General features: G+C 30.7%; 21 protein-coding genes. 4 read left to right on the forward strand and 17 right to left on the reverse strand.

Going from position 1 to position 13,609, the window contains the following annotated elements; translation table 11 throughout:
• Both L0U77_RS10665 and L0U77_RS10670 read left to right on the forward strand, forming a co-directional pair.
• The coding region (locus L0U77_RS10665) for a phage virion morphogenesis family protein (RefSeq protein ID WP_233901163.1) at window positions 1-282 on the forward strand (282 nt) is incomplete at its 5' end.
• A complete protein-coding gene (locus tag L0U77_RS10670; protein WP_193707875.1) occupies window positions 279-803 on the forward strand; it encodes a hypothetical protein in 525 nt (174 codons plus the stop codon). The genes L0U77_RS10665 and L0U77_RS10670, both read left to right, overlap by 4 nt.
• Here the strand turns inward: L0U77_RS10670 and L0U77_RS10675 are convergent.
• The 17 genes from L0U77_RS10675 to L0U77_RS10755 all read right to left on the reverse strand — a co-directional run bounded on the left by L0U77_RS10675 (window position 800) and on the right by L0U77_RS10755 (window position 11,281).
• Window positions 800-1,105, reverse strand: coding sequence for a hypothetical protein (locus tag L0U77_RS10675; RefSeq protein WP_233901164.1), 306 nt, complete (start codon window positions 1,103-1,105; stop codon window positions 800-802). The two genes, L0U77_RS10670 and L0U77_RS10675, sit on opposite strands and share 4 nt — an antisense overlap.
• Before the next feature lie 2 nt (window positions 1,106-1,107).
• Window positions 1,108-1,614: a hypothetical protein gene (locus tag L0U77_RS10680; protein ID WP_193702704.1), complete on the reverse strand. Its 507-nt coding sequence runs from the start codon at window positions 1,612-1,614 to the stop codon at window positions 1,108-1,110.
• 54 nt (window positions 1,615-1,668) lie between these two features.
• Window positions 1,669-1,902 carry a hypothetical protein gene (locus L0U77_RS10685; protein ID WP_232113477.1) on the reverse strand — a complete coding sequence of 78 codons (234 nt, stop codon included), beginning with the start codon at window positions 1,900-1,902 and terminating at the stop codon, window positions 1,669-1,671.
• Between the two features lie 39 nt (window positions 1,903-1,941).
• A complete protein-coding gene (locus L0U77_RS10690; RefSeq protein WP_233901165.1) occupies window positions 1,942-2,991 on the reverse strand; it encodes a nucleoid-associated protein in 1,050 nt (349 codons plus the stop codon).
• A gap of 18 nt (window positions 2,992-3,009) precedes the next feature.
• Window positions 3,010-3,570 (reverse strand): GIY-YIG nuclease family protein, encoded by a 561-nt coding sequence (locus L0U77_RS10695; protein ID WP_233901166.1) that lies wholly within the window; start codon window positions 3,568-3,570, stop codon window positions 3,010-3,012.
• Window positions 3,571-3,642: 72 nt separating this feature from the next.
• The gene (locus tag L0U77_RS10700; protein ID WP_233901167.1) at window positions 3,643-4,368 is read right to left on the reverse strand and encodes a hypothetical protein; all 726 of its coding nucleotides are present in this window, start codon (window positions 4,366-4,368) and stop codon (window positions 3,643-3,645) included.
• The gene (locus tag L0U77_RS10705; protein ID WP_193707880.1) at window positions 4,271-4,804 is read right to left on the reverse strand and encodes a hypothetical protein; all 534 of its coding nucleotides are present in this window, start codon (window positions 4,802-4,804) and stop codon (window positions 4,271-4,273) included. The genes L0U77_RS10700 and L0U77_RS10705 overlap by 98 nt, the downstream gene beginning before the upstream one ends.
• 7 nt (window positions 4,805-4,811) lie before the next feature.
• Window positions 4,812-5,405, reverse strand: coding sequence for an N-acetylmuramidase family protein (locus tag L0U77_RS10710; protein WP_233901168.1), 594 nt, complete (start codon window positions 5,403-5,405; stop codon window positions 4,812-4,814).
• Window positions 5,405-5,662 carry a hypothetical protein gene (locus L0U77_RS10715; protein WP_101903554.1) on the reverse strand — a complete coding sequence of 86 codons (258 nt, stop codon included), beginning with the start codon at window positions 5,660-5,662 and terminating at the stop codon, window positions 5,405-5,407. The genes L0U77_RS10710 and L0U77_RS10715 overlap by 1 nt, the downstream gene beginning before the upstream one ends.
• A 75-nt stretch (window positions 5,663-5,737) precedes the next feature.
• Entirely contained in the window at window positions 5,738-6,205 is a 468-nt protein-coding gene (locus tag L0U77_RS10720) for a hypothetical protein (RefSeq protein ID WP_233901169.1), read from the reverse strand.
• A 99-nt stretch (window positions 6,206-6,304) separates the two neighbouring features.
• Window positions 6,305-6,943, reverse strand: a complete 639-nt coding sequence (locus L0U77_RS10725; RefSeq protein ID WP_193700608.1) for a hypothetical protein — start codon at window positions 6,941-6,943, stop codon at window positions 6,305-6,307.
• A gap of 5 nt (window positions 6,944-6,948) precedes the next feature.
• Window positions 6,949-7,119: a hypothetical protein gene (locus tag L0U77_RS10730; protein ID WP_159459583.1), complete on the reverse strand. Its 171-nt coding sequence runs from the start codon at window positions 7,117-7,119 to the stop codon at window positions 6,949-6,951.
• Window positions 7,116-7,427: a hypothetical protein gene (locus tag L0U77_RS10735; RefSeq protein ID WP_101917424.1), complete on the reverse strand. Its 312-nt coding sequence runs from the start codon at window positions 7,425-7,427 to the stop codon at window positions 7,116-7,118. Before L0U77_RS10735 ends, L0U77_RS10730 begins: the two co-directional genes overlap by 4 nt.
• Window position 7,428: 1 nt before the next feature.
• On the reverse strand, window positions 7,429-8,079 hold the full coding sequence (locus tag L0U77_RS10740; RefSeq protein WP_101917422.1) for an AAA family ATPase: 651 nt from the start codon (window positions 8,077-8,079) through the stop codon (window positions 7,429-7,431).
• Complete coding sequence (locus L0U77_RS10745) at window positions 8,079-8,948, reverse strand: AAA family ATPase (RefSeq protein WP_144430014.1); 870 nt, start codon at window positions 8,946-8,948, stop codon at window positions 8,079-8,081. Before L0U77_RS10745 ends, L0U77_RS10740 begins: the two co-directional genes overlap by 1 nt.
• Before the next feature lie 25 nt (window positions 8,949-8,973).
• Window positions 8,974-10,995, reverse strand: coding sequence for a hypothetical protein (locus L0U77_RS10750; RefSeq protein ID WP_233901170.1), 2,022 nt, complete (start codon window positions 10,993-10,995; stop codon window positions 8,974-8,976).
• Between the two features lie 82 nt (window positions 10,996-11,077).
• Window positions 11,078-11,281: a hypothetical protein gene (locus L0U77_RS10755; protein ID WP_058884420.1), complete on the reverse strand. Its 204-nt coding sequence runs from the start codon at window positions 11,279-11,281 to the stop codon at window positions 11,078-11,080.
• Window positions 11,282-11,342: 61 nt separating this feature from the next.
• Between L0U77_RS10755 and L0U77_RS10760 the strand changes: the two genes are divergently transcribed.
• Together L0U77_RS10760 and L0U77_RS10765 are read left to right on the forward strand one after the other, a co-directional pair.
• Window positions 11,343-11,741: a helix-turn-helix domain-containing protein gene (locus L0U77_RS10760; RefSeq protein ID WP_233901171.1), complete on the forward strand. Its 399-nt coding sequence runs from the start codon at window positions 11,343-11,345 to the stop codon at window positions 11,739-11,741.
• Window positions 11,742-12,607: 866 nt separating this feature from the next.
• Window positions 12,608-13,555: a LysR family transcriptional regulator gene (locus L0U77_RS10765; RefSeq protein ID WP_101916523.1), complete on the forward strand. Its 948-nt coding sequence runs from the start codon at window positions 12,608-12,610 to the stop codon at window positions 13,553-13,555.
• The last annotated feature ends 54 nt before the right edge of the window (window positions 13,556-13,609 follow it).

Below are 13,609 nucleotides of genomic sequence, written 5' to 3' on the forward strand. Positions count from 1 at the left end.
ATTCGTAAAATTAGCGAGGGTAAATATTATGTACTTATTGGTACGGATGTTCCTTATGCTCAAATACACAATGAAGGTGGCACAATAAAAGCAACCGCAAGAGTAAGAGCGCATAGTAGAACTAGAAAAGGACGGAACCAGCCTATTAAGGTAAAAGCACATACAAGACAAATGAATGCTAAAATTCCGAAGCGTCAATTTTTAGGAGAATCAGCAGTTTTGGCGTTGCGGTTGGAAAATCATATGTATGATAAAGTAACAGACGAAATTTATAAGAAATGAAAGCATTTTATACCGAATTAATCCGAAAATTTAAAGATTCTGATATTAAAAATAAGTTTACAAGTAACAATTTACCACCCGTTAAATTTGTAGATTTATATGCAGGGCAAGATTATAATGAAAAAGGTTTTGAGGCTCATTTATTTCCTGCTGTTTTTGTAAAGTGGGGTATTGATTATAAGTCAAAAACGCCCATAGCTACCATTACTTTTCGATTGGCTTACGAACAGCTTCGGGATACCAGTAGCATCAGCAGAGCTTCGGAAAAGAGCCTGCAATTTCTCGACTTTATTACGGTAGTAGATGACGTTATTAAATCCATAGAAACACCAAATACAGGTAAAATTACGTTGTTATCTGAAGATTTTAATATTGAAGATACTATTGTAGATGTATATACGCTGGTATATAATTGTACGTATTCAGGCAAAAAAAACACCCTGAAAACAGCGTTTAAACAGGGCGTTATTGATGATGTTAATTTATCGGGTAACTTACATACTAAACTTTTAATTGATTAAATTTTAGTATTTTCTATATACAAACCGTCTGTACGTTTTTCTACCTGCAGGCGGTATTTTTTTAAATCGGTATAACTATTTAAACGCTTTTTAAAGAATGTTTTAACAGCGTTTTTATATTCTTCTGAAATAGTAGTATCCTTAAAAGTGATGCCATACATTGTTTTTGATACTTCAATAACTCCAGTTAGTTTAATGTTTTCTGTTGGCGTTGTTGGATGCTTTTTAAAAACTTCGCTCTGGCGTATTTGTGCAATGCTTAAAAAAGGAAGTAGCAGTAGTATTAATAGTAGGTTTTTCATAGTTAAAATGTAGGCTTTAATTTTCTGAAATAATCGTATTCATTCATAAACAGCTTACGTTTTAGTAATTTTCGATTTGTATATTCTCCAATTGATTCGCCTACTTTTAAATCTGTTATATCTGCATTTTCAATTTTCTCAGCTATTTTAGCCATTTTATAAATACGTTTTTTTTCAATATTTAAAAAAGTTATATAATCTTCCTCAAAGTCTGTACTAATTAACTGGCTATAATAATTATTAATATCTTCAATTCTACCTTGAGATGCGCAACCTAATAGAAAATAATATTCTTTTTTTAAAGAACCCTTATTTATAGAGGATTGTGAAAGCTCCATAAAAAACATTCCAATATCCTCTTTATTGTATGATGTAGTTTGTTTTTCGATTATTTCCTCGTTATTTTCGAGTATATCCTTTTCCGCTTCCATTTTATCAACCTTATCTTGTGTATAAGCAATAGCTTTATCTAAAATAGAATCCCTAATTTTTTTTATAAGTTTTATCATAGTTTCAAATATAAACAAAAAAAAACCGCTCCAAAAATGAAGCGGTTTTAAAAATTATTTTTCCGTGAAGCATTGCATACTTAAAGTAGTCAGGCTAATATCTTCTTCTCCTGAAGGAATAGCACAGATATAATCTTTTATATCAAATTTACCATCTGGATTTTTATCTAACGACATCCATCGACTTTCTTTTACTTTTTCGCCTAACTCGGTAATAACACCTTGATAGGTTAATTCATACTTTCTTCCGTTTGGAAATTCTCTAATAAAACCAATTTCTTTACTCATCTTTTTTGTTTTAAAAATTATTATTCTACTTGGTATTAACTATTTTTCGGCGTTAAAAAACACTTTATAATACTTCATCTTTTTATCTTCATCATACCCTAGCTCTAAATATTCAGAAGCAGCATCTGGGGCATCAATATCAATTTTTATATGAATATTAGTATCTAGTTTAATTTCAGATTTAAACTTGCTTTTTTCCTTTTTTAGTACGGCTTCTGATACTTCAAAATTGTTGCGAATTAAAACATCGTTTAGCTTTTCAAAATGTTTTTTGTAATCTTCAAACATTTCTTGGTGTTTTTCATCTTCAAAAACCTCTTCTTTAAAATTATGATAATTTACATTTTCTTGCTCTTTAAAATAATCAACTGTGTTGGCTAAAAACTTACTTTGTTCTTGTTTACCAAATTCAGGTTTTATAATTTCTTCAGAAAACTCTTTACACATTTCTAAATAATTTTGGGTGTGTAAATTACCATCATTTGCAAACTGCACGTTTAAGAAGTTTTTAATCCAATACTGTGCATCGTAATTATTGTTATCTACGGATAATACCACCGTTCCTTCGGCATCGGTTGTATTTAAAATTAAACAACCTTTGTCTAGTTTTTTTGTTGATATTCCTTTTTGAACAACTACATCAAAACTTTCTTCTTCTTTATAGGTTTGAAAAAAATCAACTTTACTTTCTATTTTAAAAACACCAACTGCATTGGTTAAAATATTTTTATATTCGATATTTTCAAAATATACAACCAATACATCGCCTGTTTTTATTTGAGCTGAATTTGATTGTTCAAATAAATGATTTACAATATTTATTGAGTTTTCAATAAATACATCTTCATCATCAAAAATAGCATCGGTGTATTTATTAATTTCATTTAAACGAACATCGGCTTGATGGCTAAATCGGTAACTTTGTGTAAGCGTTTGAAAAGACTTTAATAAAAAAGGCATTAATAACTCATAGCTTTCTTCATCAAAACGAACTAATTCTTCAGAAAATGAATTTTGACCACTGTTAAATTTATTTGCTACTTTATGAATAATACATTTACTAATTTCGGCACGGGTTCTTTTTATCATTTTTATTTATTTTTTTTATTAAAAAAGGCTCAATTGCTCTTTATTTACAGAGTATCTAGGCACAAATAAAGCCACGTACTTCCTCTTGAATTTATAGGCGTTATTAATAGCTTTTATTATACTTGACCCGTGAACATTAAAACTTCTTGCTACATCTATTGGATTTTCGTAATAAGACTTATTACCCTTTTCGTCAATGAGAAGAATAATCATGTCTTTGTTTTTTCCTGAAGATGTATTTCTATTTTTAGACTGCTCGTTATACTTTTTATACTTAGGCATAACTTGGTAGGTTTTTTCCAATTCTAATAATTGCGTTTTATTTGTAGCCGTATTTAGTATTCTCATTGTGAAATTACTTTTTCCATACTTTTTGAAATCCCTATAAAGAGATGTTCTATTGTCACAATTAGAGTGTACACTACTACTATGACACCCATTATGAGAACTATACCGTACTTTTAATTTTCCTTTAGTGTAACCAACATAAGCGTCTTGTGTTATATCATTCTCTATCTGATAAACTACACAAGACTTGTTAAGTATTGTTTCGTTTGGATATATTTTTATATTACTCATTCACTCTTTTTTTAAATTATCACATTCTTAAATTAATCAAAATTTAAAAGCGGTTTAAATTGCTTTTAAACACTATTTAATTACTTTTCTTTTGAGCTTTAATAAATGCACAAAAGGTTTTCTTTTCGGGCATCGTTCCCAGTCAAAAATTAAATCTTCTAATATTTGCTTATCTGCATTTACTGTTATTGCGCTGATGTGTGCTTTAACATTGGCTAGCTTAATTTCTTTCGCTTTTTTTTCGGCAAGTAGCTTATAGCTGTGTGCAACTTTACTGGCATCAACATTTGAGTTTTGAATATTCTGCCTGTTTTTTGTATCGTTTTCTCTAACAATTGCTTTTTCTTCAAAATACTGCGGAAGCCAATCGCCAAAAATAATATTGGCATCAATTCCTTTTTTTGCGACACCGTATTCACCTTTTCTGGCTTTTTTAAAGAAGATAACCACATCTATTAATGTTTCATTTTCAAAACGCTCTAAACTATCTGAAATTAATATATCTCTTTGCAAATTTGAAAGTTTGGTAGTAAAGGTAAAAGCATCTAAAAATCGAGTTACCAAAACGGACATAAATGTATATGCTAAAACGCCGTTATCACCTCTAAAAACTTCTTTTAAAATTGGATATTTTAATGCTTTTTCAACGGTTAAAGTACGCTCTACGTTTAATAAATAACCTGAATCTGCTACCATTTTTTTAGCCAAACTTAAAACTTCTTGCGGTTTCACTCGTTGCAACGCTAATTGGGTTTGCGGTACTGCTATTTTGTTCTCTAATTTCTTTAATGATGACATTTAATCGGGAATTTATATATTTTAAATCGGTGTTTTTTTGATGAAATTCATTAACATCTTTCCATTTTGATAATATCAGTTTCCAAAGGTTTAAAGTGGCAATTTCATCGTCTGTATTTATACTTTTTAAATACGTGATAATTTGTTTTAATGCGTTTCCGTCTGCTCCTGTAAATTTTGGAGCTATCCCTAAATAATCTTCATAAAAAAGCGTCCATTCTTCTACAAATTGAGTGTACAGGCTCTTTTGTTTTACTTCTTTTACCTCTAAACTGTAAGAAACTTTGCCTGTGTATTCGGATTGTTTATTTGGAATTTCCTTTTCATAAGCGGGTAAAATTGCCCCTAAATGAAGTATTACAAACGCATCAAATTTTCCTGATAAATAGGCGATTCTTAAAAACCGCCCATTACGATAGGTTACCTTCAATGTCATTTTTGATTTAACTACATTGATTAGATAGTTTTTTGTCATAACTTTTCTGTATTTGATTTATATAAGCTCGTTTTAGCTTTTTATCGTAGGCATTTTTGTAGTAGGCTCTGCCGTTATAACCTCTTGCAAAACCCTTCCAATCTTTACGGCGAAGTTCATCGCTTAAACCAACCGATTTAATAAAATTCACAAACGCTTTTAACTGTGCCTTTTCGCTGTTATACATGGCATTAATAAAGGTTTGAATATTTGAAAACCCACATAATTTATAATTAAAGCCCATAATTTGAAACTTCCCCCATGATGCCGATTTTAAGGCAGCTTCTCGGTTTAATTTCTCCGCTTCTTGAAGTCTAAAATGCTCTCGTCTGCCACTTATATAACCGCCAGCTCTGGGGTTTGAAATATTAGGATATTTTTCCGAAAAAACGCCATCGGTAAATTGATGAAATTTATGACGTTCAAATAAAATAACTGGTTCGCCAGTTCGTAAGAAGCCACCCATAGGCGCCTCAACTTCACATACTGCTTTAATGATAGCGACTTCAACGCCTAAAGTTTTAGCAGCTTCTTTAAAATCTTTTTCGTTTATTTTTCTCATTAGTTGAATAATTTATATTGTGATTTATTTTCTAATTCAATTTTTTCTTTTTCTGCAGAAAGCAATTTTTTAAGCTCTCTTTTGGCAGGCGTTCCTAAATACGTGTGGTAGGTACGGTAACATATTTTCCACCGTGGATAAATATGTTGCCAGTACATTTCTTTGTAAGAAATATCTTCGTCTTGTTCTCTTAAATAAAGTACAAGCGTTTGAATTTCAATTATTCTCGTATAAAGGTTTTTATTATTATAAGCCATACCAAAGTTTTATTATATTTGCATTTCTCACATTGCAAATAAGTTCTTTAGTCTGGTATGGCTTTGGAACTTTTTTTAATTTACGGAAGGTTTTATTCCGATAAAAGTGTACCAAGCACTAGAGCCTACTTTTGTTTTGTTATTTTTGAATTTGTGTCGCATACTTTTAAATTGAAGAATTAAAGCAGGAAACTCACAAATTTCATAGCTATTTAAAGGCTTTTTTAAAACGCTTTTATTTTTCATAAACACATTGAACTTTTGCCAATCATCGGGTTTATACAAACCGATATTTTGTGCATCATTTAAAATAATAGATCGCAATCTTTTTAATTCCTGTTGCGTTTGCATACGTTGTAATTCTTCTTCTATTGTTATTGGTTTTTCACTTGGAAAAAACAGATAATACAGGGCTTTTAATTCACTTTCTGTAAGTTCTTCAATATCGAAAGTTCTCCTATTGCTTTGCTCAAAAACAGGATACTCTAAACTCGATATGCTGAATTTTGAGTGTAATTCTTCAATCATTTCATCAGGTTTCATAATTATTATTTTCAAGTTTTATTTGTTCCCTTGGCAAGATTCGAACTTGCTATTATTTTTAAATAATTCACTCCAGTAGTGCAAGGGAAAAGATTAATTTTATACGGTAAATCTAAATTCTAACTTAGAGGTTCTGCCGTCTTCTTGTTTAATGTATTTCCAGCCACTTACGTACATACTATTTTGAGTTCTAATTTGAGCGGCGATAATTATATCTAAACCTTTGTCGAACTCTGGCGAATCAAAATCATCACGTAAACTGTTTAACTCAACTATTTTTGCTGGATTTAAAAAGCCTGTTTTCGCATTTCTTTTTAAAGCGATGTTCACTATTTTTGTTAGTTTCAATGCTTTTGCGTTGTCATCTACCAAACTTGCTAAGTAATCTTTTATCATTTCAACACCTGAAGTTTCAGTTCCGTCAAATTTTATAGATACATTATGCCCAATTGTGATACTTGCAGAGCCATCTTTTAAAGTAGATGTGTGGCTGTCTTGTGATTTTCTACCATACACTAATTGCTTCAATTCTTTTAGCGGTTTGTAATCCTGAAAAAGCATTGTTATTATTGCTTCCGTATTTTTTTGATGATCTACAAGCCCGTCAATATTATTGGTAACAAACTCGGCAGATAGCTCTTTAAAAGTTTTAATATCTTCTTTATACTTCTGCTTTTCTGATTTTTGCTTTTGTTGTAATTTTTTAAGTTGTTCCTGTTCTTCTGGTGATAATGCCATTGTTTTTATATTTTAATTGTTGTTAATCCTAAGTCGTCCATTGTGCAAAGTTTACTGATATAATAATCTCGTTTTTGCTTATTTTGTCGATATGCAAAATGCGTGTCTGGGTGATTTTCTAACCATTTATTTTGCGTGGTTACTTTTACTTCTAAAGCTGATTTTATAATATTCATAGATTTGCTTTTTTTATAGTTGATTTTGAAAGCTTTTTAAATATTTCGCTTGTATAACTATCGTATATATCTTGAGCCACATCTTTGGAAACTATCTTATAAAAAGGAGCTATTTCTTTTAAAAAAAGAGCTTCTAAATTCAATAATTCCTTTTGCCACCAATTAAAAAGCGGTTTACATATCAAAGCCTTTTGTAACTCTTTTGATGTTGTTGTTTTTTGGTTACACCATTCAAACCATATATTAAATACCATTCTGTTATACTGGCTTGGTGTTAGGCTCAATAATCGTTGTACTTCTTTTTTCATGCTATCCTTTTTTTAATAATTTAAGATCTCGGGCATCTGCTCTTTCTTGATTGATAATTAAAGGCGTTATTTCATCTGCACCGCATCTGCTTTTTTCAACTATTGCTTTAAAATCTTGGATTAAGATTCTATTTTGGCAGTCCCAGTATATTTCATTTGCTACGGCACCTTCTGGATGTCCTTTTGATACATGAGATATAAAAATGAATAGGGTTGTGTCAAATTCTTCTATTAAATTGAAATAATCTGCGGCTTTTTTGCCTCTAAACACATATTGAACACTATCTACAATAACAATTTTTGGTTGGCGTTTTCGGCGTAATCGCAATACCATATCGTCATATTTTTCTTTTTGAAATGTAAATTTAGAGCTCACTACTTTCATATTATTTAATCGTAATGATCTCATAAAACTCATTCGCATACCTTCCTCAGCAGTATTATATAGTACTTTGCCTGATTTGGTTAATTCTTTCATAAACTGCATTGCGTATGTGGTTTTTCCATGCCCAGAATCTCCATATATTAAAATAGAACCTGACTGTTCCACAACTCCTTGATGCCGTAACCATTCGCCTGTTAACGCCATAGTTTTAAAACTCTTTTTAACTATATCTGCATAGCTGTACGCTTTTTTTACTTTTACCGCCATTATTTTACCTCATGTTTTAAGATTTCAACACGTACCGCTCTTAATGAGCCTTTTGTTTTAGCATACATTTGTAAGGGTGTAATTGTAGCTCCGTTTGCCTTGGCTACAAGTGCTATTTGATTTATATGAAATTGTTTTAAATCGCTCTCACCAATAGGTGTAACTTTTTTATAAGCATTACCATATCTGTCAAATATTTCAGCAAAACCGACTTTTTTCAAATCTTTTTGTCTTGTCATTTTTTGCTCTAAACCATCAGCCCCCATCATATACCAACCGCAAAGGTGGGTGGTTGCATTTTCTAGCGCTTTTAACTCTAAAAATGCGGTATAATCTAAATCACCAGCTTCGTCTAAAATGATTAATGGTAGTTCTGCTGTTCGCAATAAAAAAACTAAATCGTCATAAACATCTGCATATCTTCCTGTGTGAACAACTCCAAATTCTCTAGCAATTTTTCTAAGTAATTTTTGTTTACTTTTTACTTGAGAACAATCGATATACACTGCATTTTTATTATTTTCAGCATAGTTTTTTCCTGCTACCGTTTTACCGATACCCGCATAATCACAAAATATTCTGCAGATTGATTTTTTTTGGCAAGTTTCTAATTGAGTAGTGATGTAATTAAAGGTTTTAGTTTTTACAACTACCCAGGGCGCATTTTCATTTAACTGAACTCTTACAATTCTTGCTATGGAAGTAAGAGCTCCATCAGATAAAACACCTTCAAGTTCTCCTTTATTTACAAAACGAGAATACTGAGAAACGCTAATACCTAATACTCTTGCATGTTTAACATCGCTTTTATATAGTTCTCTATCCCTGCGAACTGCTTCAATAATTGTTGTTTTAAGACTATTTTTCATAATTATTTAGATTATTTTATTTAGATTATAAATCGTCAATGGCGTTATTTCTTTCAGAAACTTCATCAAAAGCTTCATATTCAAATTCTTCAATTTTGGCAACTGTTTTTACTATTTCTGGAGTAACATCTATAATTGGCATATCATTTTTTATAATAGCAACCCTACGGAGTTGTTGCTCGGTATCTGTTTTTACCATTTTATCAAACTGACTTATATATTTAGTAGCGTCTTGATAGCCTTGAACATCTTTGTCCGTCCATTCTGCATTTGCTCTATTAAAAGTTGGTACTGGCTGACATTCGCAAATAAATAGATCATTCTGATAAATAAATACTTCGTTAATTTCATTGGTTTCCGTTGGTAAATAGTAGGCATCTACGTTGTAATTATTAGAAGCTAACTGGTTTAAAACTGCTGGATTTTCTAATTGAAACTTTTCATATTGAACAGTTACATACTGGCTACGTCTAATAGATGTTTGCGTTTTAAAACCAATGTATTTGGCTAATTGCCCTCTATCTAATTGCGGTAAATCAGGATTAACATGATGTATAAAAACATCCATTCTACTCATCCCTTGGTATTTCTTTTGATTTGGATGCAACTGATTGTTATATTCTAATTGCTCTTGTAAATCATTAGCAACAATAACTTTATAGGTTGCTTTTGAAAACTTATAATTGTTGTTTTCTGCATCAAATATTTTCTGTGAAGTAGTTCTATTACTATCGCCTCGGGCATAAAAACGACCAACACCCTGGTTGTTGTTTTTTTCAACACCGTACTTTTTAGTTCCAATTAAACGTTCTGCATATTTTTCTTGAGAATTTGTAGGATTACACCAGCGTACAAATGGAAAGATGTTTCCTGCTTTCATTAAGCCGTCTTTAAAATCACTTACTAAATGATGTTCTACTTCCATTTGCATTGGAACTCCTAAACCTTTATTACTTGTAAATCGGAACATATCACGAATACAATCCAAGTATAAATCATGGTTTTTTTCAAGTGAGTGAGAAATACCAATCATTGCTCCAGATAAATCATCAAAAGCATAGTACGCCATAACTCGTTTACCATTGTGTAACTTGGTATGCATAATATCCCTATCATCTAAAGTAATTTTACTCATAGAGTAATTTGGAGCTGTACGGTTAACGTGTGGACGCTGTTTATGGTTAAAGTCATAAGCACCGTTACGATATTTTTTAATTAGTAACTGATTTCTTGGTAAATTGATGTAGTTCCAAATTGTTGATTCTGAAATTTCAACAGGAGATTCGTTTACATAAAAATCTTCTCTATTAAAAATCTCTCCTGTTTTATAATCAACAACTTCAATAGCACCGCCTAAAAACTGCAAATACAAATCATGTACTACCGATGAATAGGGCTTGCTTGGTAAACAATATAAACTTACAATTAAGCTTTCAACATCTGCGGTAACTCTTCTAGAGTTAATTGAGCCTTCTCCGCCATGTATAAACGCCCCGTAGCTTTCTTTTAAATATTTATCGTAACGTCTTTTTAACGAGCGAGGATTGTTTGGTAAACTACATTGCCATTTATCAGTATCAATAGCATTAACAGATTCGCTTACACGTTCCCAAATTTTAGTTTTCTGCTTTCCAAACTTTTTAGCTAGAACTCCTTTTTCTGTAAAAATGCTTGTAATAGCATTTAAAATCATGCAGTTTGTTGCTTTTTCTCGTTGCTTTTCAGAAGATAATGACTTACCGCTAGGGGTTCTGTGTCTTGTAAAAAATTTCGTTGCTTCAATATCTGGAACTATATATTCTTCTAATAAATTAACAACCAAAACTTCTTTTGGATCTCCAATTCTAGCAAAACAAATTTCTTTGTAAATAGGGCTTAAATCGTGAAAAGAAACCCAAGCTTCATTATCTTTTCCTCTACCTTCTTTTGTACGAACTAACTTTCCTCTGATACAATTCTTTAAGTAAGAGTCATAAGACATCAACGCCCAATCCTTATACAGTAACCTTGCGGGTATTGATAATATGTTGTTTTGGTATTGATACATGAATTAGATTATTTTTTAGACCCTGCCCAAGACTCGAACTTGAGTGTATGCCTTTCAGGAATGATTAATACTGTGAGATTTTCTATTGATTTACAGCCGCTTTAACTGCTTCTTTCACTTGATTTTCCAGCCTTTTATAGTCTTTTACTATTTTATCAGAAGTTGTACTGGTTCTATCGCCACGGATACTCATTGTTATAAAACGGCGACTTACTCCGTAGTCTTCTATTAGCTTATCCACAACATCTCTGTTTAGGATGTTTCTTTTTTTCGTAGGTTTGTCCATTGTTTACATTGTTCTTTGTTCGAGTACAAATATATAAACAAATGTTTATTAAAAACAACAAATGATGATTGAATTTATTAGTATCACGGAAAGAATACAGTATATAATTGATAATCAATACAATGAAAATCAAAAAAAATTTGCAGAAAGTATTGGTTTTTCACCTCAAGTTGTATCAAATATAGTTTCTGGAAGAAAATCAAAACCAAGTTTTGACGTTTTAAATGCTATAATATCAACAAATGATGATATTAATGCCCGTTGGCTTCTAACTGGAAAAGGCGAAATATTAAAGCAAGAACAGCCAAAACAAGAGGTTGCTAATATTGATTATAAAGAGAAATATTATAAAGCATTAGAAAAAAATACAGAATTACATGAAAGAATAGATGCTTTACAACAAAAGTTATTAGACAGCGCTTCAAATATGGAGGATAACATGAACAGGAGTGTCGGATAATAGTAGTATGAAGCTAGTTTGGCGTAAGCTATAAAGTACATACTAAGAACCATTGCTATAAGAGTAACAATAGGTGTAAATACATAGAAAACACGTAAAAACCTAATAGACAGGTAGTTAAACTTTAATTAACGTAATTAATTATGTCGTTACACCCCTGTTATAAATCGTTTTTACACCTTTAAAGCCTTAAAAAACGACATTATAGCAGGTTTTCAAAGTTGTTTTTTCTTGTTTTCTGTCCACCTAACTGTCTTTCTAACTGTCCTCCTAAACTAAAACAGCCTATTTAGTACCATTTTTAATTTAGTTGTTTTTGGGCTTATTAATTTAGTTGTTTTGTTAATTATAAAATGCCTGTATAGCTTGTTAATATTGGTTTTAAGAGGTTTTTACAATGTAAAGAAGTACAAGAAAGTTTTAAATTTTTCTTAAAAATAGAGAAAGTCTTAAAAACAGCTATTTTGGTTAATTTTGTACTTTTCAACTATTTTTAAGGTTTTTGTAAATAGCTAAGGTTTTAAATAAAAATTAACATATTAAATATTAGCTGTAAGCGCTTAATTTAGTCCAGAGGTGTTAGTCGTTATAAAAACAACAAAAACCCCACATATAAGGTAAATAGTAGGGTTTTAATGTATGTGAAGTTAAAAAATAATTACGTTTTTAGCTAAATAATAAAGATCTTCTTATTTTAAATATTAATTAATAAGTAAATTAATTAAGGTCTAATTAATGCTAAATGATGATAAGTTCGTTTGTATCTTTTGTTTTATGGGTTATATATCAAAAGTACGTTCAAATAACTGATAAAAACTATAATTGTTATTGATAGTTTTAATATCTTTATCAAAAAAACTGATACCATGACCATTACACAATTAAAATATACGTTAGCGGTTGCTGAGCATCAAAATTTCACCATCGCTGCTGAACATTGTTTTGTTACACAACCTACTTTGAGTATGCAAATTCAAAAATTAGAAGATGAATTAGAGGCTAAAATATTTAATCGTTCTAAAAAGCCAATTCAATTAACGGAAATTGGCAAAAAAATCTTGGAACAAGCGAAAGTTATTGTTGATGAAAGCAATCGTCTTTTAGATATTGTACATCAGCAAAAAGGTTTTATTGGTGGTGAATTTAAACTTGGAATTATCCCTACGGTGATGCCCACGCTTTTACCGATGTTTTTAAAAACTTTTAACAAAAAGTATCCAAAAGTTCAATTAATTATTGAAGAATTAACCACGGAAGAAATCATCAGAAAACTAACTGATGGTCATATTGATGCAGGTTTGGCAGCGACTCCTTTAGAAAATGATTTTATAAAAGAGCGTGTTTTGTATTACGAACCTTTTGTAGGATTAATTCCTGATAAGCATCGTTTATTTCAAAAAAACAAAATTAAAGTTGATGATTTAGAGCTTGACGATATTTTATTATTGGAGGATGGTCATTGTTTTAAAAACAGTATTTTGAATTTATGTAAAACATCAAAAAAGAGTTCGACACATCGTTTTCAATTAGAAAGTGGCAGTTTTGATACGTTGATAAAATTATCAAAAGATGGTTTAGGAATGACATTATTGCCTTATTTAAACACGCTTGATTTAAATGATGCTGATAAACAAAATTTAAGAGAATTTGAAACACCTTCACCTGCTAGAGAGGTGAGTTTAATTTATCATAAATCGCAACTTAAAATGCAGTTAATAAACGCTTTAAAAACAACGATTGATAGCGTAATACGAGGTGCAATTACTTTTAATGATATTAAAGTTATCAGTCCGATACAAAAAAATAACATCTAATTTGATAAAAAAATCCCGCAATTACTTGCGGGATTTTTTAGCTTTATTTTTAGT

This window comes from Tenacibaculum piscium (genome assembly GCF_021390715.1).
GTDB classification, from domain to species: Bacteria; Bacteroidota; Bacteroidia; order Flavobacteriales; family Flavobacteriaceae; genus Polaribacter; species Polaribacter piscius.

Bases quoted from the DNA above. Each gene is read 5' to 3' on its own strand.
- L0U77_RS10730 (WP_159459583.1), bottom strand. From the start codon at position 7,119: ATGAATATTATAAAATCAGCTTTAGAAGTAAAAGTAACCACGCAAAAT.
- L0U77_RS10735 (WP_101917424.1), bottom strand. From the start codon at position 7,427: ATGAAAAAAGAAGTACAACGATTATTGAGCCTAACACCAAGCCAGTAT.
- L0U77_RS10760 (WP_233901171.1), top strand. From the start codon at position 11,343: ATGATGATTGAATTTATTAGTATCACGGAAAGAATACAGTATATAATT.
- L0U77_RS10700 (WP_233901167.1), bottom strand. From the start codon at position 4,368: ATGTCATCATTAAAGAAATTAGAGAACAAAATAGCAGTACCGCAAACC.
- L0U77_RS10705 (WP_193707880.1), bottom strand. From the start codon at position 4,804: ATGACATTGAAGGTAACCTATCGTAATGGGCGGTTTTTAAGAATCGCC.
- L0U77_RS10765 (WP_101916523.1), top strand. From the start codon at position 12,608: ATGACCATTACACAATTAAAATATACGTTAGCGGTTGCTGAGCATCAA.
- L0U77_RS10710 (WP_233901168.1), bottom strand. From the start codon at position 5,405: ATGAGAAAAATAAACGAAAAAGATTTTAAAGAAGCTGCTAAAACTTTA.
- L0U77_RS10715 (WP_101903554.1), bottom strand. From the start codon at position 5,662: ATGGCTTATAATAATAAAAACCTTTATACGAGAATAATTGAAATTCAA.
- L0U77_RS10690 (WP_233901165.1), bottom strand. From the start codon at position 2,991: ATGATAAAAAGAACCCGTGCCGAAATTAGTAAATGTATTATTCATAAA.
- L0U77_RS10685 (WP_232113477.1), bottom strand. From the start codon at position 1,902: ATGAGTAAAGAAATTGGTTTTATTAGAGAATTTCCAAACGGAAGAAAG.
- L0U77_RS10725 (WP_193700608.1), bottom strand. From the start codon at position 6,943: ATGGCATTATCACCAGAAGAACAGGAACAACTTAAAAAATTACAACAA.
- L0U77_RS10755 (WP_058884420.1), bottom strand. From the start codon at position 11,281: ATGGACAAACCTACGAAAAAAAGAAACATCCTAAACAGAGATGTTGTG.
- L0U77_RS10740 (WP_101917422.1), bottom strand. From the start codon at position 8,079: ATGGCGGTAAAAGTAAAAAAAGCGTACAGCTATGCAGATATAGTTAAA.
- L0U77_RS10745 (WP_144430014.1), bottom strand. From the start codon at position 8,948: ATGAAAAATAGTCTTAAAACAACAATTATTGAAGCAGTTCGCAGGGAT.
- L0U77_RS10670 (WP_193707875.1), top strand. From the start codon at position 279: ATGAAAGCATTTTATACCGAATTAATCCGAAAATTTAAAGATTCTGAT.
- L0U77_RS10675 (WP_233901164.1), bottom strand. From the start codon at position 1,105: ATGAAAAACCTACTATTAATACTACTGCTACTTCCTTTTTTAAGCATT.
- L0U77_RS10720 (WP_233901169.1), bottom strand. From the start codon at position 6,205: ATGAAACCTGATGAAATGATTGAAGAATTACACTCAAAATTCAGCATA.
- L0U77_RS10750 (WP_233901170.1), bottom strand. From the start codon at position 10,995: ATGTATCAATACCAAAACAACATATTATCAATACCCGCAAGGTTACTG.
- L0U77_RS10695 (WP_233901166.1), bottom strand. From the start codon at position 3,570: ATGAGTAATATAAAAATATATCCAAACGAAACAATACTTAACAAGTCT.
- L0U77_RS10680 (WP_193702704.1), bottom strand. From the start codon at position 1,614: ATGATAAAACTTATAAAAAAAATTAGGGATTCTATTTTAGATAAAGCT.